The following is a 19,441-nucleotide window of genomic DNA, read 5'->3' as shown; positions in this document are numbered from 1 at the left end:
CCGGCCGGGCCGTCGAGGCCGCCGGTGACGTCTCCACGCTGCTGCTCGACAAGACCGGCACCATCACCCTCGGCAACCGCCAGGCCGCCGAGTTCGTGCCCGTCAAGGGCACCACCGCGGCCGAGCTGGCGGATGCCGCCCAGCTCTCCTCGCTCGCCGACGAGACCCCCGAGGGCCGCTCGGTCGTCGTGCTCGCCAAGGAGAAGTACGGGCTGCGCGAGCGCCACCAGGGCGAGCTCGCGCACGCCACCTGGGTCGCCTTCACCGCCCAGACCCGCATGTCGGGCGTGGACGTCGACGGCAAGCAGACCCGTAAGGGCGCAACCGGATCGGTCATCGCCTGGGTCGAGGAGCAGGGCGGCACGGTCGCCGCGGACGCCCGGGAGCTCACCGACACGATCTCCCAGGCCGGCGGCACGCCGCTGCTGGTCGCCGTCAAGGACGCCAAGGGTGCGCGCGTCCTGGGTGTCATCCACCTCAAGGACGTCGTCAAGGAGGGCATGCGGGAGCGGTTCGACGAGCTGCGCCGCATGGGCATCAAGACGGTCATGATCACGGGTGACAACCCGCTGACCGCCAAGGCGATCGCCGAGGAGGCGGGCGTCGACGACTTCCTCGCCGAGGCCACCCCCGAGGACAAGATGGCCCTCATCAAGCGGGAGCAGGCCGGCGGCAAGCTCGTCGCGATGACCGGTGACGGCACCAACGACGCCCCCGCCCTGGCCCAGGCCGACGTGGGCGTGGCCATGAACACCGGTACCTCGGCCGCCAAGGAGGCCGGGAACATGGTGGACCTGGACTCCAACCCCACCAAGCTCATCGAGATCGTCGAGATCGGCAAGCAGCTCCTCATCACCCGGGGCGCGCTCACCACCTTCTCGATCGCCAACGACGTCGCGAAGTACTTCGCGATCATCCCGGCGATGTTCGCGGTGGCGTACCCGGGCCTGGACAAGCTCAACATCATGGGCCTGGCCTCCCCCGAGTCGGCGATCCTCTCCGCCGTCATCTTCAACGCGCTGATCATCATCGCGCTCGTACCGCTCGCCCTCAAGGGCGTCCAGTACAAGCCGTCCAGCGCCGACAAGATGCTCCGCCGCAACCTCGGCCTCTACGGACTGGGCGGCCTGATCGCCCCGTTCATCGGCATCAAGATCATCGACCTGCTCATCTCCCTCATCCCTGGCATCGGGTGACCGCAATGAACACTTCCGTATCCAGCGCAGCACGGCTGCTCGGCGCGGGCCTGCGGGCCCTGCTGGTCCTCACGGTCATCTGCGGCGTGCTCTACCCGCTCGCCGTCACCGGGATCGCCCAGGCCCTGTTCAACGACAAGGCCAACGGCTCCGAGATCAAGGACAAGAGCGGCCAGGTCGTCGGCTCCGAGCTGATCGGGCAGACGTACAACCTGCCCAAGCAGAACCCGGACGACCCGGAGGAGGCAGCCCGGCCGGACCTGAAGTGGTTCCAGCCGCGCCCCTCCAACGGCCTCGGCTCCAACAGCGTCAACACCCAGTACTCGCTGCTCCTCTCCGGTGCCACCAACCGCTCCGGTGACAACGGCGCCGTGAACGGCCAGTGCACCAAGGACGCCGAGGAGGGCACCCTCTGCGCCCAGGTCATCGCCGCCAAGGACGCGGTCGTCGCCGACAACTCCACCGCGACCTACCAGGTCAAGCCCGAGGACGTACCGGCCGACGCCGTCACCTCCTCCGGCTCCGGCCTCGACCCGCACATCTCCCCCGAGTACGCCGACCTCCAGGCCCACCGGGTCGCCGAGCAGAACGGCCTCGACGTCAAGCAGGTCGAGAAGCTCGTCAAGGACCACACCCAGGGCCGGACCCTCGGGTTCATGGGCGAGCCCCGCGTCAACGTCCTCGAGCTCAACACCGCGCTCAAGGCCCTGGTGGCCAAGGGCTGACGGTACCCGTCGCACAACCCGGAGCCGGCGGGGGCGCGGAGTGTCCGCACCCCCGCCGGCCCACGGCCGTAACTGCACCTATGGAAAGGCTGCACACCACATGACCCGGGTTCTGGTGGTGGAGGACGACCCCCAGCTCGTACGCGCACTCAAGATCAATCTCCAGGCGCGCAAGTTCGAGGTCGAGGAAGCTCCCAACGGGACGTCCGCCCTGCACCTGGCAGCTGCCCGAAACCCCGACGTGATCGTGCTCGACCTCGGGCTGCCGGACATGGACGGCATCGACGTCATCAAAAGCATCCGGGGCTGGAGCCGCGTCCCCATCCTCGTCCTCTCCGCCCGGCACACCTCGGAGGAGAAGGTACGGGCCCTGGACGCCGGCGCGGACGACTACGTGACCAAACCGTTCAGCATGGACGAGCTGCTGGCCCGCCTGCGAGCCGCCACCCGTCGTCAGGAGGCCCCTGCCGCGACCGACCGGCCCGCCCTGGTGGTGACGGAGGACTTCACCGTCGACCTGGCCGCGAAGAAGGTCCACCGCGGCGACCGCACCGTACGGCTGACCCCGACGGAATGGCACCTGCTGGAGATCCTGCTCTCCCACCCCGGCCACCTCGTGACCCAGCAGCAACTGCTCCTGGAGGTATGGGGTCCCACCTACCAGGAGAACACCAACTATCTTCGGGTCTACATGGCCCAGCTCCGGCGGAAGCTGGAATCCGACCCCTCCCACCCCCGATATCTGATCACCGAAGCGGGCATGGGGTACCGCTTCGAGCCCTGACCGGTGCAGCACCGCCGGCACGCACCACCACCTGCAACAGAGAGTCGAACCCATGGGACGCGGCAAGCTCCGGATCTACCTCGGCGCGGCGCCCGGCGTCGGCAAGACCTACGCCATGCTCTCCGAGGCGCACCGCCGGATCGAACGCGGCACCGACTGCGTCGTCGGCTTCGTGGAGCACCACCGCCGGCCACGCACCGAGGTCATGCTCCACGGGCTGGAGATGATCGAGCGCCGCGAGATCGAATACCGGGGGACGACCTTCACCGAGATGGACGTCGACGCGCTCCTCGCCCGGCGTCCCGCGGTTGCCCTGGTGGACGAGCTGGCGCACACCAACGTGCCCGGCTCGCGCAACGCCAAGCGCTGGCAGGACGTGGAGGAGCTGCTCCAGGCCGGCATCGACGTCGTCTCCACCGTCAACATCCAGCACCTGGAATCGCTGGGTGATGTGGTGGAGACGATAACCGGGGTCCGGCAGCGGGAGACCGTCCCGGACGAGGTGGTGCGCCGGGCCGACCAGATCGAGCTGGTCGACATGTCCCCGCAGGCCCTGCGCCGCCGGATGGCCCACGGCAACATCTACAAGCCCGACAAGGTCGACGCGGCCCTGTCCAACTACTTCCGCCCGGGCAACCTCACCGCGCTGCGCGAGCTGGCGCTGCTGTGGACCGCCGACCGGGTGGACGAGTACCTGCGGGAGTACCGGGGCGAGCACAACATCCGCACCACCTGGCAGGCCCGCGAGCGCATCGTCGTGGGCCTGACCGGCGGCCCGGAAGGGCGCCAGCTCATCCGGCGGGCCGCCCGGCTGGCGGAGAAGGGCGCCGGCGGTGAGGTGCTGGCCGTCTACATCGCGGCGAGCGACGGACTCTCCTCCGCCTCGCCCAAGGAACTGGCCGTCCAGCGGACCCTGGTCGAGGACCTCGGCGGCACCTTCCACCACGTCATAGGCGACGACGTCTCCGACGCCCTGCTGGAGTTCGCCCGGGGGGTCAACGCCACCCAGATCGTCCTCGGCGTCAGCCGCCGCAAGCCGTGGCAGTACATCTTCGGGCCGGGCGTCAGCGCCACCGTGGCCCGCGAGTCCGGACCCGACATCGACGTCCACCTGGTCACCCACGACGCCGTCGCCAAGGGCCGCGGCCTGCCGATCGCCCGAGGGGCCCGGCTGGGGCGCGGGCGCATCATCTGGGCCTGGCTCACCGGCATGATCGGCCCCGCCCTGCTGACCGTGCTGCTGAGCGTCCTTCCCGAGCTCGGGCTCGCGAACGACATGCTGCTGTACCTCACCCTCACCGTCGCGGCCGCCCTCCTCGGCGGTCTGCTGCCCGCGCTGGCCTCGGCGGCCTTCGGCTCCCTGCTGCTCAACTACTTCTTCACGCCGCCGCTGCACCAGCTGACGATCTCCGACCCCCGCAACATCGTCGCCATCTCGATCTTCTTCGGCGTGGCCGTCTCCGTGGCCTCGGTGGTCGACCTCGCGGCCCGCCGCACCCACCAGGCCGCGCGGCTGCGCGCCGAGTCCGAGATCCTCTCCTTCCTCGCCGGCAGCGTGCTGCGCGGCGAGACCGCCCTGGACGCGCTCCTGGAGCGGGTCCGCGAGACCTTCGCCATGGAGTCCGTCGCCCTGCTGGAGCGGGCCGACGAGACGGAGTCCTGGACCATCGCGGGCGCCGTGGGCACGGGCCCGGTGGCCCGGCCCGAGGACGCCGACGTCGACATGCCGATCGGCGAGAACATGGCCCTCGCGCTGTCCGGCCGGGTCCTGCCGGCCGAGGACCGGCGCGTGCTCGGCGCCTTCGCCGCCCAGGCCGCCGTCGTACTCGACCGCCAGCGCCTGGTCGGCCAGGCGGAGGAGGCCCAGCGCCTCGCCGAAACGGGCCGCATCCGCACCGCCCTGCTCGCCGCCGTCAGCCACGACCTGCGCACCCCCCTCGCCGGCATCAAGGCCTCCGTCTCCTCTCTGCGCTCCGACGACGTCGAGTGGTCGGAGGAGGACCAGGCGGTTCTGCTCAAGGGCATAGAGGAAGGCGCCGACCGGCTCGGCCACCTCATCGGCAACCTGCTCGACATGTCCCGGCTCAACACCGGCACCGTCGTCCCGCTGATCCGCGAGACCGACCTCGACGAGGTCGTCCCCATGGCCCTGGGCGGCGTACCCGAGGACAGCGTGGAACTCGACATCCCCGAGACCCTGCCCATGGTCGCCGTCGACCGGGGCCTGCTGGAACGGGCCGTGGCCAACATCGTCGAGAACGCCGTGAAGTACAGCACCGACGGGGAGCCCGTCCTGGTCTCGGCGAGCGCCATCGCCGACCGGGTCGAGGTACGGGTGGTCGACCGCGGGCCAGGCGTCCCCGACGAGGCCAAGGACCGCATCTTCGAGCCCTTCCAGCGGCACGGGGACGCGCCGCAGGGAGCCGGAGTCGGCCTCGGCCTCGCCGTCGCCCGCGGCTTCACCGAAGCCATCGGCGGCACCCTCACCGCCGAGGACACCCCCGGCGGCGGGCTCACGATGGTCCTCACGCTACGGGTGGCACATGACACCCCCCAGGTGGCAGCCGAGCTGCCCTCCTCGGCGGTCAGCTGACCACGGGGGCCTGCACACAGGACGGCGTGCGGAGACGAGCACGCCAGGACCACGCACAGAGCCGCCCGGCCTCCGGTATCCCCTACACCGGCGGCCGGGCGGCTCATCAGTCGGCGACGGACGCGCGGTGAGCGAAGGGTTCGCCCCGCCCCCCACGGACAGAACGACCCGGTGGCGCCTCCGTCCGGGGCACGTCCAGGCCGCGCGCCGTACGGAGGCTTCCCCACGGTCTCGGCCGCGGCGATGTCGCAAGATCATTCTGCGGCCGGTCCGCGGCCCCCGCACCCGCTCTTGACGGGTTCCTTCCGCACCGGGGGCCAACCTTGACACCGTTCTGACGGATTGTCATCCTGCCACGTCAGAGGGTCGTCAAAGCGGTGCGCCGCCCCTTGCCCGGGGCCATGGGATGCGCTGAGATGGCGGTCATGAACAGCGGTCCGCGCCACGAAGACCGGCCACCGTCATGGCGAAGCCGTGCCGGTGTCGCGCCGGTGTCGCCGACAGCGGCGGCCGCCTGCCCGGCCGTCTGACCCGACCGCCGGCCGAACGACGCCGCGTACCCGCATCCCCGCGGGCGAACCGTCCACCGGTCCACGCCTTTGCGCGTTCTCATCCTTCCCGCATGACCTGAGCCCTCCCCTGCCCCGTGCACGGGCGCGGGCGCCTCGGCCATGCCCTCTCACAGGAAACCGACATGCCCTCTTCCCTGTCCGGACGCACCGTCCTGGTCACCGGCTCCACCTCCGGAATCGGCTACGAGACCGCCCGACAGCTGGCCGGGCAGGGTGCGACCGTCCTGCTGCACGGCCGCACCCCCGAGGAGGCGCAGAGCGCCGCGGACCGCCTCATCGCCACGGCCGGTATCGATGCCGCCCGACTGCGCGCGGTGGCGGCCGACTTCACCCACCTCGACGAGGTCGAGTCCCTCGCCCGCACCGTCAACCGCGAACACCCCGGCCTGTTCGCCCTCGTCAACAACGCCGCGATGGCCGCCCCGGAGCGCCACACCATCACGCCCGACGGCAACGAGATCGCCCTCCAGGTCAACTTCCTCGCCCACTACCTCCTCACCAACCTCCTCGAGGACGCCCTCACCAGCACCCCCGGCGGCCGCGTCGTCAACGTCTCCTCCTCCCTCCACCGCACCGCCGCCATCCAGTGGAACGACCCGCACCGGCTGCGCCGTTACTCCCGCCTGGCCGCCTACGCCCAGTCGCAGCTGGCCCTCACGGTCTTCGCCACCGACCCGCGCGTGACCGCCGTCTCCGTGCACCCCGGTGTCTGCGACACCGGCCTGCTGCACCTGTACGGCCACGAGGGCGAGTCCGCCGCCGAGGGCGCCGCGCACGTCGTACGGCTCGTCGACCCGGCCACCGAGATCGTCAACGGCGCCTACTACGACCGCGACCAGCGCGTGGCCCCCGCGCCCGCCGCCACCGAGGAGCGCACCGTCAAGCGCCTCACCAAGCTCGCCGACCTCCTCGTCGGCCACACCGCCTGAAGAGGCACCAGCAGAAAGGCTCCACCACCGTGTCCAAACGCGCCCGCAAGAAGAAGGCCCGCCGCAAGAAGGCCGCCAACCACGGCAGCAAGGCCGGCCAGCGCTGAGCGAGGCCGCATAGCCACTGCCCCTCCCCGCGGGGCGGCCCTCCGTCCAGGGCCGCCCCGCAGCCATGCCCGCGCACCGAAGGAAGATTCCGTGATCATTCTCCCGGCCAGGCAGCTGCCGGCCCTGATCCGCTGGTTCCCGGCCGGGCCGCCGGGCCCCGCCACCCTGACCGAGCACCTGCTGGCCACCCAAGCCGGCACGTGGTGGGCGGACCGCGCCGTAGATCCCCGGGTCATAGCGGCGGAGTGCGGGGAGCACGTCCTGCTGCGCGGCGACCCGAGCGCGCTGGAACCCGCCGACCTGGCTCCGTTCGCCAACACCTCCATCGAGGCGCCGGACCGCTTCCGTCCGCTGCTCGGCAGCGCGTTCGACCAGATCAGGCCCTGGCCGCGGATCGTGCACGTCAAGCGCTCCACCTCGCCGGCCGCCCGGCCGCCGCTGGACGTGACCGTACGGCGGCTCACCACACGCGACGCCCTCGCCCTGCGCCGGCTCCCCGCCGCGATGAGCTGGGTACACCGCACGTGGGGCGGCCCGCAGGCCCTCGCCCGCTCCGGCTACGCCTGGGCCGCGCTCCACCGCGACCGGATCGTCGCCCTCGCCTGCACCTACTTCCTGGGCACGGTGTACGAGGAGATCGCCTGCGTCACGGTGCCCGATCCGCGCCTCCAGCACCTGGGGCGGGTCTGCGTCACCGCACTGTGCTCCGACATCGCCGCCCGCGACCGTACGCCCAGCTGGACCTGCCCCGCCGGCGACCGCAGCACCCGCCACCTCGCTCTGAGCGCCGGCTTCCGCCCGGAGTACGAGTACACGCACCACGTCGTGGGAAGCGCGGCCGCACCGGCGGACGGCGCCCGGCGGCGCGCCGGTCAGCCGGCGGCACTGTCCTGACGCACCCCGAGTGCACTCCGGCCCTCACGCGGGCCGGCTCACGTGGTGAGCGCCAGGCGGGTCTCCTCCAGGTCCAGGGAGCGCTGGAGCCGCCGGCGCGTGGTGTCACTGATCCGGCGGGCATCGTGGAGGCGCTCCAGTTCGGCGGTCTCGACCCCGATCAGGTCGCGGCGCAGCCGGCGGTAGGCGTGATCGGCCGAGGCGGCCGGGTCGGCGTCCTCGAGCCGGTCGCGGGCGTGTTCGAGGCGTGCCTGGAGGCTGCGGCGCAGCCGGTCGGCCACCGCGTCCGGCACGGCTTCGAGCTCGGTCAGCTCGTCGAGCCGCCGGATGCCCGCGGTGGCCAGGGCGCAGCGGGCCGCGGCCTCCTCCCGCTCGGTGTGGTCCGGTTCGAGGGCGATGCCGGACCGCTCGACCACCCTGGCCAGGGAGAAGCCCTGGACCACGAGGGTGAGCACCACGACGGAGGTGGTCAGGACCAGGACCAGCGGCCGCTCGGCGAGCGGGGTGCCGTCCTCGGCGGCGACGGGGATGGCGAGGGCGGCGGCCAGCGGTACGACGCCCCGGGTGCCGGCCCAGGTGAGCACGGCCGGCATCCGCCAGGAGGGCGGTGTCCCGGCCTGGCGCTGGACGACGGCTGCCAGCGGCAGCACCCACAGCAGGCGTACGGCCATCAGCGTCAGGGCCATGGCCAGCGCGTACAGGGGCCAGAGCCGGTCGCCGTCCGTGAGCGCGGCGACCTGGCCGGGCAGCGTGAGGCCGATGAGGCTGAACACCACGCTCTCCAGGAGGAAGACCACGGTCCCCTGCACGGCGTGCAGGTGGAGCCGGATGGGGGCGTCCGTGAGCCGGTCGGCCACGCTGCCCAGCATCACGCCCGCGACGACCACCGAGGTGATCCCGGAGGCGTGGACGGATTCGGCGAGCACGTACGCCACATACGGCGTGAGCAGGGCGACGACGGTCTCCAGGACCGGGTCCTCGGTCCGCTCGCGGATCCGGGACACCAGCCACGCCACCGCGGCGCCGATGAGCGTGCCGCCCCCGGCCAGGACCAGGAACCCGCCGCCCGCGGACTGCCAGGACGCCCCGCCGACCGCCACGGCGCCGACCACTGCCACGCGGAAGAGCACCAGGGAGGTCGCGTCGTTGAACAGGCTCTCGGCCTGCACGAGGACCTGCACCCGGGGCGGCAGCGAGAGCCTCCGGCCGAGGGCGGTGACGGCCACCGGGTCGGTGCTGGCCAGGACGGATCCGAGGACCAGGGCCATGGGCCAGGAGAGCGGGGTGAGCCACGAGGCGACCGCGCCGACCGCCGCGGCGGAGGCCAGCACCAGGCCCACGGCCAGCACGCCGACCGGCTTCCACACCAACCGCAGCTCGCGCCAGGAGAGTTCCTCCGCTCCGGCGTACAGCAGGGGCGGCACGACCACGAGGCTGATCGCCTCGGGGCTGACGTGGATCTCGGGCGTGCCGGGCACCAGGGCGACGGCGAGTCCGGCGAGGACGAGCAGCGGAGGGGCGGGGATGCGCCAGCGCCGGGCGCCGGTGGCCACGGCGGTGGCCAGCACCACGAGAAACAGGACCGTACTGACACTGCGCACGCGGATCCCCCGCTCGATCGACGCGGGCCACGTGCCTCGCGACGCCGACCAGGCTTCCCGGCACTCCGCGTTCACTCTATCGGCCACACGGCTGCCAACGCAGCGTCAATATTCCATGTCCGGGCCGCCAGAATGCCGTCAAGGGTCGTGGCTCGCGCTCGCGCTGTGCCGTTCTCTGGGGTTCGCTGGGGCAGCGCGCACCGGCCTGGCGGGCGCGGGCACGGTCACACGGGGAAGCGAGACGGACTGTGAGTGTGGAGAAAGTGGTCGGCGTTCTGATCGCCGTCAGCCTGATCGGCTACCTGGTACGCGCCTGGTCGCACCCAGAAGGACACTGAGCGATGGCGCACTCGGCACAACTGGCGGGAACCGGACCCACCAGGGCGGTCACCCGCACCGGCCGGCTCAAGGTCTTCCTCGGCGCGGCCCCGGGAGTGGGCAAGACGTACCGCATGCTCGACGAGGCCAAGCGGAGAAGGGCCCGGGGCGCCGATGTCGTCGGCGGGTACGTGGAGTGCCACAGCCGCCCGCTGACCGAGGCCATGCTCGACGGGCTGGACGTGCTCCCCCGCAGGGAGTGCGACTACCGAGGCTCCCGGTACGCGGAGCTGGACCTGGCCGGTGTGCTGGCCCGGCGGCCCGAGGCGGTGCTGGTCGACGAGCTCGCGCACACCAACGTCCCCGGCGGTGGCCGGCACCACAAGCGCTGGCAGGACGTCGCCGCGCTCCTGGACGCGGGCATCGACGTCGTGGCCACGCTGAACGTCCAGCACCTGGAGTCCCTCAACGACGTCGTCGAGCGGATCACCGGCGTCCCGCAGCGGGAGACCGTTCCCGACGAGTTCGTGCGGCGGGCCCACGAGATCGAACTGGTCGACATCTCGCCCGAGGCGCTGCGCCGCCGGATGGCCCACGGGCACATCTACCCACCGGAGCGCGTGGACGCCTCGCTCGCGAACTACTTCCGGCCCGGCAACCTGGGCGCCCTGCGGGAGCTGGCCCTGCTCTGGCTGGCCGGGCGGGTCGACGAAGGACTGCAGAAGTACCGGGCCGAGCACGGCATCGGCAGCGTGTGGGAGACCCGTGAGCGCGTGGTCGTGGCGCTGACCGGAGGCCCCGAGGGCGAGACCCTGGTCCGCCGGGCGGCGCGGATCGCCGCGCGGAGCGTCGGAGGCGACCTCCTCGCCGTGCACGTCGCCCGCAGCGACGCTCTGTCCTCGGGCACCTCGCACGCCGCGCTGGCCTCACAGCGGGCGCTGGTCGAGGATCTCGGCGGCAGCTACCACTCCGTGGTCGGCGACGACATCCCCACCGCCCTGGTGGACTTCGCACACGCCGAGAACGCCACCCAGCTGATCCTGGGGACGAGCAGGCGTAGCCGGGTGGAACGATTCCTCACCGGGCGCGGCATCGGCGACACCGTGGTGGAGCGGTCCGAGAACATCGACGTCCACATGGTGACCCACGAGCGGGCCGGCCGCGGCCGGCTGCTGCCCTCACGGCGTCGCACGCTCCCCCGGTCCCGGCTCATCGCGGGTCCGGTGGCCGGCCTGGTGCTGCCCGTGCTCCTCACCCTGGTCCTGGACCGGATGCGCGGCACCCTGAACCTGACCAGCGAGGCCCTGCTCTTCCTCGTGGCGGTGGTCGCCGTGGCCTGCATCGGCGGCGTGGCGTCCGCGGTGGTCGCGGCGGTCACGGCCGCGCTCCTGCTCAACTACTGGTTCATGCCGCCCGTCGGGCAGTTCACCCTCGACGATCCGGACGCGGTCCTGGCCGTGGTGGTCTTCGCCCTCGTGGCGGCCGTGGTGGCCGCCGCGGCCGACCGGTCCCTGCGCCTGTCACGGCGCGCGGCCCGGGCCACGGCCGAGGCGGAGACGATGTCCTCGCTGGCGGGCAGCATCGTCCGCGGGGACCAGACGATCCCGGCGCTGCTGGACCGGGCGAAGGAGACCTTCGGCATGGAGGCGGTGGAGCTGGTCCCCGCGCCCGCCGACACCGGCGCGACGGCTGCCGACCGCACTGCGGAGTCCGCCCGGCCCCGGATCGTCGTACCGGCCGGGCCGGACAACTTCCTCGTCCTGCACGGCCGTTCGCTGCCCTCCTCCGAACGCCGGGTCCTGGCCGCCTTCGCGGCCCACGCCGGGGCCGCGGTCGAGCGGGCACGGCTGGCGGAGACGGCCGCCGAGGTCGAGCCGGTCAAGGCCGCCGACCGGCTGCGCACCGCCCTGCTGCGCGCCGTCGGCCACGACCTGCGCACCCCACTGGCCGGGGCCCTGGCCGCGGTGAGCTCGCTGCGCAGCCCGGACGCGGAGGTGTTCTCGGCGGAGGACCGGGCGGAACTGCTCACCGCGGCCGAGACGGGCCTGCTGCGGCTGAGCCGGCTGGTGGAGAACCTGCTCGACCTCAGCAGGCTCCAGGCCGGCGCCCTCACCCTGAACCTGCGGGCCACCACGTACGAAGAGGTGCTCCCGGCCGCCCTGGACTCCCTGGCGACCGCCCCGTCCTCCGCCACCGTGGCCGACATACGCGAACTCGAGTCGATGCCCGCCGTACAGGCCGATCCGCCCCTTCTCGAAAGGGTGCTGGCCAACCTCGTCGGCAACGCCGTACGTCACGCACCGCCGGAGCACCCGGTGCTCGTGACCGCCAGCGCGCTCGCAGGGCGCGTGGAGCTGCGCATCACCGACCGCGGGCCGGGCATCCAGCCGGCCGACCGTGAACGTATCTTCGAGCCGTTCCAGCGCCTGGGCGACCACGACAACTCGGCCGGCCTCGGTCTCGGACTCGCCCTCGCCAAGGGCCTCACCGAGGCCATGGGCGGCACTCTGACCCCCGAGGACACCCCTGGGGGCGGCCTGACGATGGTCGTCTCGCTGCCCGCGGCCTGACCCGCCGCGGCGTACGGCGAGAGCGCGCGAGGCGGCTCAGTGGCGCCTCGCCGTGGGGAGAGTGAGGCCTGCCGGCCGTCCGGCCCTGCTCCGCGCGGTCGCCGGCCCGCGGCGCCCGGCCGTGCGGGGGGCGCCGGTCAAGGCCCGGGCGATCCGCTGCGATGCGTCGCCGGTCAACGGGTGTGCGTGCACGGGCAACGCGGCAGCGGGCCTGGTCCCTGAGGGGGCGTCAGTGCAAGCAGGCTCCGGCGGCGGCACGCCCGCAGGTCTTCGCGCCTCCTCTTCCGAGGGAGTTGCCCATGGATGTCACCGTCAACGGAACCACCCATCAGGGAGCGGACGAGCCGGACGCCACCGCCGTCCAGCTGCTGTGCGGCGGCTCCTCGCGGACGGTGCGGAGACGGTGGCGCGGCCACGCGCCGGCCGTGGCCGTCCTGCTGACCCTGCCGATGGTCCTCGGCCTGCCGGCGGCCACGACCGTCAGCGGCCGGATGGTGTCGGCGCACGGCCGGTGGAAGGGCCATGTGGCGGTCGGCTGCGGCCTGGTCGCGGCGAGCTTCGCCGCACTGGCGACCGTGCGCGCCGACACCTCGCTGTTCGCCGTGGCCGGATATCTCCTCGCCGGCGGCGCCGGGGTGGGCATGAGCGCGCAGACACTGGTGCTGGTCGCCCAGAACGCCGCCCCGGCTTCCCACTTGGGTGCGGTGAGCTCCCTGGCCGGGCCGGCACGGGGGCTCGGGGGCGTCCCGGGCCTGACCGCCCTGGGCGCCGCCGTCAGCGCCCGGGTGGGCGCGCCGACCGGAGCCGCGGCCACCGCGTCCGGGCTCCGGGCGGCGTACGGGCTGGGGCTGGCCGACGCGTTCGCGCCGGCCCTTCCCTTCGCGCTCACCGCGCTGATCGCGGTCCTGTTCCTGCGCGGCACGCCCCTGCGCACCGGCCGGGAGGGATGAGCCGGCCGGCGGCAGGGCCGGTGACGGGCCGGGCATGAAGCCCGGGCGGTCGTCAGCCCTTGCCCTGGGGCGGCGGACGCATCGGCCGTCCTCCTCGCCGCGCTTGCGTCACCGCTCGGCGAGGGCGCCGCGTCGCGGGGGCGGGGAGAGACGTCGGGCGCCCGCCGCCGGGGCGACGGCGAGCATGCGCGGCGGGCGGAAGCCGGCCGCGGCGAACGCGGCCGGCACCTCCCGGTTCACCTGGTCCTCCCGTGCGGCCTCGGTCAGGACGACGACGCAGCCGCCGAAGCCGCCTCCCGTCATGCGGGCGCCGAGCGCGCCCGCTCCTCGTGCGGCGGTCACGGCGAGGTCGGCTTCCGGGCAGGAGACGCGGTAGTCGTCGCGCAGCGACGCGTGGCCGGCGGTCAGGATCGGGCCGAGCGCCGCGACGTCCCCCTGGCGCAGCCGGGTGACGGCCTCGGCGACGCGGTCGTTCTCGGTCACCACGTGACGGACCAGCGGAACGAGCTCGGCCGGGAGGACGCGCAGGGCGCGCGGCAGGTGGGCCGCGGGCAGGTCGCGCAGGGCGGGCAGGCCGAGCAGCCGCGCCGCGCGTTCGCATCCGGCGCGCAGCGCCGCGTACGCCCCGTCGCCGAGATCGTGGGTGACGCGGGTGTCGACCAGCAGCAGCCTCAGCCCGTGCCGCGGCAGGTCGAGGGGTACCTGCCGGGGGCGGTCCGGGGTGCGGGCGTCGAGGTGGAGGGCGGCCCCGGTGGTGCAGCAGATCGAGGCCATCTGGTCCATGATCCCGCAGGGGACTCCGGCGAAGTCGTTCTCCGCGCGCTGGGCGAGCCGGGCCAGTTCGGGGCCGTCCAGGCGCAGTCCGTACATCTCGTCGAACGCGAGGGCGGCGGCGCATTCGAGGGCGGCGGAGGAGGAGAGGCCGGCCCCGGTGGGCACCGTGCTGTCGACGTGGAGGTCGGCGCCGCCGACCGCGTGTCCCGCCTGCGCGAGCGCCCACACCACACCGGCGGGGTAGCGGCTCCAGCCCGTCACCGTACCCGGGGACAGCTCGGCCACGGCGAGGTCGGTGATCCGGCCGTCGCCCTGTGCGCTGTGCAGGCGGAGCCGGCCGTCCGCGCGGCGCCGGGCGGCGATCAGGGTGGTCTGCGGGAGGGCGATCGGGAGGGCGAACCCGTCGTTGTAGTCGGTGTGTTCGCCGATCAGGTTGACCCGGCCGGGCGCCGCCCAGACCCCGTCGGGGCTCTCGCCGAAGATCTGCCGGAAGGTGTCCGCGACCCGGTCCGCGCGGATGCCGTCCTCGTCGTGGGAATCGCTGCCGTTCATACCGCGGCCTCCCGCAGGCGCCGGGCGGCCGTCTCGGGGGCCACGTCGTTGACGAAGGCCTCCGTGCCGGATTCCGTCCCGGCGAGGAACTTGAGACGGTCCGGGGTCCGGCGGATCGTGAACAGTTCGAGGTGCAGGGCCAGTTCCTCGCCCCCGGTACGGGGTGCCTGGTGCCAGGCCGAGACGTACGGGGCGGGGACCGTCCCCTCCGGGCCTCCCGGCGGGGCGAACAGCCGGTCGAACCGGCGCAGCAGGTCGAGATAGATCCGCGGGAACTCGGCCCGCTCGGCCTCGTCGAGCCCGGTCAGGTCGGCGACGCGGCGGTGCGGGTAGAGGTGCACCTCGTACGGCCAGCGGGCCGCGTAGGGCACGAAGGCCGTCCAGTGTTCCCCGGCCGTCACCACCCGCTCGGTGGCGGCGCGGGCGTCGGCCAGCAGGTCCTCGAAGAGGTTGCGGCCGGTGGCGGCCCGGTGGGCGGCCGCCGCGGCGGTCATCTTCGCGGTGCGCGGGGTGACGAAGGGGAAGGCGTAGATCTGGCCGTGCGGGTGAGGGAGCGTCACTCCGATCTCGGCCCCCCGGTTCTCGAAGCAGTACACCTGTTCCACGCCCCGGAGCGCGGAGAGTTCCGCCGTGCGGTCGGTCCAGGCGTCCAGGACCAGCCGGGCGGCGTCCGGCGTGAGGTCGGCGAACCGGGCCTCGTGGTCCGGGGTGAAGCACACCACCTCGCAGCGTCCCGCCTCACCGGCGAGGGAGGGGAAGCGGTTCTCGAAGACGGCCACCTCGTAGTCGGCGGCGGGGATCTCGCTGAGCCGGCCGTCCCGGGAGGGACACAGCGGGCACTCCCCGGCGGGCGGGTGGTAGGTGCGGTCCTGCCGGTGGGAGGCGATCGTGATCCAGTCACCGGTCGCCACGTCCCGCCGTAGATCCGGCCTGCCGCTCGCGCGGTCCAGCGGGCGGGTGTCCGGCGCCTCGCGGCCGGGGGATGCGCCGGAGTCGAAGTAGATCAGTTCGCGGCCGTCCGCGAGTGTCACGGTGGTCTTCTTCACCCACCAAGAATAAACATGATCGAACATCGTTCACCAGAACCAAGCACCACACAGCGCGCCCATCCCTCAGGATCGAACACCACGGCTGTGGTATCTTGCGGTTTTCTGACCGAATTCACCTGGATCCGGGAGCGACCGTGGCCGATCAGGCTGCCCAACTGGCCCACCAGCGGAGGGCGTTCATCCTCGACGCGGTACGCCGCGAGGGCGCGGTACGGGTGACGGATCTGGTCGGCGCACTCGGCGTATCGGACATGACCATTCGCCGGGACCTGGACGCGCTCGCCCGGCGTGGTGCCGTGCAGAAGGTCTACGGCGGGGCCGTCGCCCCGGACGGTGCCAGCGGGCACGAACCGGGATTCGACGCCAAATCGGTCCTCCAGGGGGAGGCCAAGGCCGCCATCGCGGCGGCCGCCGCCCGTCTGGTGGAACCGGGCAGCGTGGTGGCGGTCTCGGGCGGTACCACCGCGCACGCGGTCGCCGCCCGGCTCCTCGACGTCCCGCGCCTGACGATCGTCACCAACTCCCTCCCGGTCGCCGACCTCGTCCGGACCGCCGGGCGGGACACGGACGCCGGCGGCCCCGCCCTGCTCCTCACCGGCGGCTCCCCCACCCCCTCGGCCGCGCTGGTCGGCCCGCTCGCGGACCTGGTCGTCGAGTCCCTCCACGTGGACCTGCTCATCCTCGGCGCGCACGGCGTGTCGGAGCGGGCCGGGCTGACCACCCCCAACCTCATGGAGGCGCGGACCAACCGGGCGCTGGTCGCCTCGGCGCGGCGGGTCGCCGTGGTGGCCGACCACACCAAGTGGGGGGTGGTCGGGCTCAGCGGCTTCGCGGAACTCGGCCGGGCGGACTGGTTCGTGACCGACGCGGCCCTTCCCGCCCCGGCCCGCACGGCCCTCTCGGACGCGGTGGGCGAGCTCGTCGTCGCCGACGAGCGGCACTGAACGGCACCGAGCGGCAGTGAGCGGCGCAGCGAGCACTGAGCGGCACGCCGAGCACTGAGCGGCACGCCGGGCGGCACCGCCCGGATCAGACGCCGGCGGCAGCCGCCCCCGGGGCCGGTCCGGTGCTCGCCCGGATGACCAGTTCGGGGTCGAAGAGCAGCTCCCCCACCGGGACGTCACGATTGCCGACGAGCGCCAGCACGCCTCGCCCCACCTCCAGAGCGAGCCGGTCGGCGGGCTGCCGCACGGTGGTCAGGGGCGGATCGGTGAACTCGGTGACGGACGAACCGTCGTAGCCGACCACCGACACGTCCCCGGGCACCGCGCGCCCCTGGCGGCGTACGCCCCGGATCGCGCCCAGGGCCATGTAGTCGCTGGCGGCGACGATGGCGGTGGCGCCCAGGGCGAGGAGCGGGCCGACCGCGGCCTGTCCCCCCTCCACCGTGTACGACTGCCGGACCACCCAGCGCTCGGGGTCCTCGATGCCCCGCTTGGCCATGGCCTCCAGGAAGCCCTGCACCCGGCGGTCGGCGGGCCGGTTGCCGGCCGGTCCCGAGACCATCCCGATCCGGCGGTGCCCCAGCCGGTGGAGGTGGTCGACGGCCAGTTCGGCGGCGAGGGCGTCGTCGGTGGAGAAGACCGGGACGGGCACCCCGTCCGCGAACTCGCCGTTGATCCCGACGTACGGCACCCGGCGCTGGCGCAGCAGCTCGTACGTGTCGGTGTCGGAACCCTCGACGGTGTTGGAGGCGGACAGGAAGACGACGGCCGCGACGCCCTTGTCGACCAGCGCGGAGACGAAGTCCCGCTCCTGCACCCCGCCGGGGAAGGCGGGGCACAGGACCGTCTTCAGTCCGTGCGGCGCCAGGGCCGACTCGATGCGTTCGGCGACGTCGGCGAAGAACGGGTTCGATACGAACTCGGTGATCACCGCGACGAGTTGGCCCTGGGTAGGGCGTTCGTAGCCGAGCTCCGCCATGGCCTGCTCGACGGCGTCCCGGGTCTTCTTCGACACGCCCTGGCGTCGGTTGATCACCCGGCTGACGGTCGCCTCGCTGACCTGAGCGCGGGCGGCGACGTCGGTGATGCCGACCTTCATCGCGGTCCTTCCGTGAGCGTGAGCGATGCCAGGCCGCCGCGCGGCACGGCCAGCGGGCGGACCCCCTCCGGCAGGTGGGTCGGCGGATCGTCCATGATACGGCCGTCGGGCCCGTGGACCACGCCCCGGACCCGGCCGCCGCCGCCCGTCACCTCGACCACCACCCGGTCCCGGTCCGAGCCGTTGACCAGGTGGAAGTGCCGGTACGCGGAGAAGTCCAGCGGGACGACGCGGTCGCCGTGCACGCTCAGCAGGCAGCGGTCCCCCGCGCCGGCCCGCACCAGCGGGTACAGCTCGTCGGGCCGGCCCGGTTCGACCTCCCCGTCCAGCAGCAGCTCGCGGTGCCGGCGCCACTGGCGCAGCCAGAAGGCGATCGTCTCCCGGTGCGCGGCGGGCACCCGGTCCAGCCGTACGGAGATCTGCGGCACCGCGTGGAGCGAGCCGATCAGCTGCCGGGCCACCGAGTCCACGGGGGCGTCCGACGACCACAGCAGCATGTCGGAGTGGACGGCCCCGCCCACCGCGAGCAGCGCGGTGTCCAGGGTGCGCACCCGGTTGGCGGTGGCGTCCGCCGGGCAGTCGAAGGAGCGCAGCATATTGCCGAACGGCGCCATGCCGGGGCCCGTGTAGGGCTGGCGCAGCTCCAGGAGCAGGTCGGGCCGTACGGATTCCAGGGCCGCGCGGAGCTCCGTCAGCAGGACGGACATGGCCCGGCCGACATCGCCCGCTCCGTCCCCCGCGTACACCGTGGCCTGCTCGAGGAAGTCGAGCTTCAGCCCGTCGAGTCCGTACGCGCGGACCAGCCGCAGGCAGAGCCCGACGACGTGCGCGCGCACCTCCGGCCGTCGCGGATCGAGCACCCGCGCGCCGGGCACGGTGGCCGGGGCGGGCGCGTGGGAGGCCCACCGGTCGTGGCAGGCCGCGCCGGGGCCGAGCAGCAGGGGGGCCACCCAGGCCAGGTAGCGCAGCCCGTGGGCGCGGACCCGGGCCACGTGGCCGGCGAAGTCGGGGAACTTGTCCCGGTCCGGCTGCCAGTCCCCGCAGCCCGCGTAGCCGCGGCCGCGGCCCAGTTCCTGCCAGCCGTCGTCGAGGATCAGCGTGCCGCAGCCGAGACCGGCCGCCAGTTCGGCCTGCTGCTCGACACCGGCCGCGGTGACGTCCTGGTTGAAGGCGTACCAGGTGGAGTAGACGGGCAGCCGGGCCGCGTCGGGCACCGGCATGGGGGCGAGCGCGGCCGCGAACCAGGCCCGCAGGGCGCGCATGGCCCGCGCCACGGACCGGGCGCGTGGCACCAGCAGGATTCTGTGCGCCTGCCGCGAGGGGGGCAGGCTCAGGTGCACCACGTGGGTGCCGTGCTCCTCCGACACCCCGAACCGCAGGTCCGCCTCGGGGACCGGATCGGCCACGGCGAAGGTCAGCAGCGTGGCGCCGGCGTGGTCGTACAGGCATCCGGCGGCGTGTCCGTCGGTCAGCGAGACCCGGGAGCGCCCTTCCCAGTCCGCGAGGAGGGTACGCCGCCAGCCCCCTTGCGGGTGCCAGTACCCGGCGGCGTCGCCCAGGGGGACGGAGAACCGGATCTCGACCGGGGCTCCGTCGGCCCGCACCTCCAGCAGGCGCAGGCCGCCGGAGGGCTCGCCGAGGCTCCAGACCGGGCGGATTCCCGGGTCACGGCTGAGGACGGCGACCGAGACCCCGTCCAGCAGCGGCTCGTGGCGGGCGGGGGGCAGCCCGGCGGTGGTCACCGCCTCGGAGTCGTCCATCGGGGCGGGTGTGGTCGGCACGG

The 19,441-nt window shown here is 73.4% G+C and carries 15 protein-coding genes; 10 read left to right on the top strand and 5 right to left on the bottom strand.

Features of this window, described 5'->3' with window-relative positions; genetic code table 11:
* The 6 genes from kdpB to ACIPXB_RS36345 all read left to right on the top strand — a co-directional run.
* On the top strand, window positions 1–1,196 hold a 1,196-nt coding region (kdpB, locus tag ACIPXB_RS36370), incomplete at its 5' end, for a potassium-transporting ATPase subunit KdpB (RefSeq protein WP_401457157.1).
* 5 nt (window positions 1,197–1,201) lie between these two features.
* Window positions 1,202–1,921: a potassium-transporting ATPase subunit C gene (locus ACIPXB_RS36365; RefSeq protein ID WP_401457154.1), complete on the top strand. Its 720-nt coding sequence runs from the start codon at window positions 1,202–1,204 to the stop codon at window positions 1,919–1,921.
* A gap of 100 nt (window positions 1,922–2,021) precedes the next feature.
* A complete protein-coding gene (locus ACIPXB_RS36360) occupies window positions 2,022–2,705 on the top strand; it encodes a response regulator (protein ID WP_401457153.1) in 684 nt (227 codons plus the stop codon).
* 52 nt (window positions 2,706–2,757) lie between these two features.
* Window positions 2,758–5,298 (top strand): ATP-binding protein, encoded by a 2,541-nt coding sequence (locus ACIPXB_RS36355; RefSeq protein WP_401457152.1) that lies wholly within the window; start codon window positions 2,758–2,760, stop codon window positions 5,296–5,298.
* A gap of 694 nt (window positions 5,299–5,992) precedes the next feature.
* Window positions 5,993–6,799, top strand: a complete 807-nt coding sequence (locus ACIPXB_RS36350; protein WP_401457151.1) for an SDR family NAD(P)-dependent oxidoreductase — start codon at window positions 5,993–5,995, stop codon at window positions 6,797–6,799.
* A gap of 198 nt (window positions 6,800–6,997) precedes the next feature.
* Complete coding sequence (locus ACIPXB_RS36345) at window positions 6,998–7,801, top strand: GNAT family N-acetyltransferase (protein WP_401457150.1); 804 nt, start codon at window positions 6,998–7,000, stop codon at window positions 7,799–7,801.
* A gap of 38 nt (window positions 7,802–7,839) precedes the next feature.
* Here ACIPXB_RS36345 and ACIPXB_RS36340 read toward each other — a convergent pair whose 3' ends face one another.
* The gene (locus ACIPXB_RS36340; protein ID WP_401457149.1) at window positions 7,840–9,402 is read right to left on the bottom strand and encodes a Na+/H+ antiporter; all 1,563 of its coding nucleotides are present in this window, start codon (window positions 9,400–9,402) and stop codon (window positions 7,840–7,842) included.
* A 248-nt stretch (window positions 9,403–9,650) separates the two neighbouring features.
* On the opposite strand from ACIPXB_RS36340, the gene ACIPXB_RS36335 reads away from it, so the two are divergent.
* The 3 genes from ACIPXB_RS36335 (at window position 9,651) to ACIPXB_RS36325 (ending at window position 13,240) form a co-directional block, all read left to right on the top strand.
* Entirely contained in the window at window positions 9,651–9,740 is a 90-nt protein-coding gene (locus tag ACIPXB_RS36335) for a K(+)-transporting ATPase subunit F (RefSeq protein ID WP_401457146.1), read from the top strand.
* Window positions 9,741–9,743: 3 nt separating this feature from the next.
* The gene (locus ACIPXB_RS36330; RefSeq protein WP_401457145.1) at window positions 9,744–12,290 is read left to right on the top strand and encodes an ATP-binding protein; all 2,547 of its coding nucleotides are present in this window, start codon (window positions 9,744–9,746) and stop codon (window positions 12,288–12,290) included.
* Between the two features lie 299 nt (window positions 12,291–12,589).
* Window positions 12,590–13,240, top strand: a complete 651-nt coding sequence (locus tag ACIPXB_RS36325) for a hypothetical protein (RefSeq protein ID WP_401457143.1) — start codon at window positions 12,590–12,592, stop codon at window positions 13,238–13,240.
* Between the two features lie 108 nt (window positions 13,241–13,348).
* On the opposite strand, the gene galK is transcribed toward ACIPXB_RS36325, so the two are convergent.
* Together galK and galT are read right to left on the bottom strand one after the other, a co-directional pair.
* On the bottom strand, window positions 13,349–14,566 hold the full coding sequence (gene galK, locus ACIPXB_RS36320; protein ID WP_401457141.1) for a galactokinase: 1,218 nt from the start codon (window positions 14,564–14,566) through the stop codon (window positions 13,349–13,351).
* Window positions 14,563–15,612, bottom strand: a complete 1,050-nt coding sequence (gene galT, locus ACIPXB_RS36315) for a galactose-1-phosphate uridylyltransferase (RefSeq protein WP_401457139.1) — start codon at window positions 15,610–15,612, stop codon at window positions 14,563–14,565. Before galT ends, galK begins: the two co-directional genes overlap by 4 nt.
* Window positions 15,613–15,749: 137 nt before the next feature.
* On the opposite strand from galT, the gene ACIPXB_RS36310 reads away from it, so the two are divergent.
* Entirely contained in the window at window positions 15,750–16,559 is an 810-nt protein-coding gene (locus tag ACIPXB_RS36310; RefSeq protein ID WP_401457136.1) for a DeoR/GlpR family DNA-binding transcription regulator, read from the top strand.
* A gap of 85 nt (window positions 16,560–16,644) precedes the next feature.
* Here ACIPXB_RS36310 and ACIPXB_RS36305 read toward each other — a convergent pair whose 3' ends face one another.
* Both ACIPXB_RS36305 and ACIPXB_RS36300 read right to left on the bottom strand, forming a co-directional pair.
* The gene (locus ACIPXB_RS36305; protein WP_401457134.1) at window positions 16,645–17,658 is read right to left on the bottom strand and encodes a LacI family DNA-binding transcriptional regulator; all 1,014 of its coding nucleotides are present in this window, start codon (window positions 17,656–17,658) and stop codon (window positions 16,645–16,647) included.
* Window positions 17,655–19,439 (bottom strand): glycoside hydrolase family 36 protein, encoded by a 1,785-nt coding sequence (locus tag ACIPXB_RS36300; RefSeq protein ID WP_401457132.1) that lies wholly within the window; start codon window positions 19,437–19,439, stop codon window positions 17,655–17,657. The genes ACIPXB_RS36305 and ACIPXB_RS36300 overlap by 4 nt, the downstream gene beginning before the upstream one ends.
* Window positions 19,440–19,441: the final 2 nt, after the last annotated feature.

Origin of the sequence: Streptomyces sp. NPDC090022 (genome assembly GCF_044748145.1) — a bacterium.
Taxonomy (GTDB): Bacteria; Actinomycetota; Actinomycetes; order Streptomycetales; family Streptomycetaceae; genus Streptomyces.
Note: the sequence above shows the minus strand (reverse complement) of the source record. Positions and strands in the feature narration are given on the sequence as shown.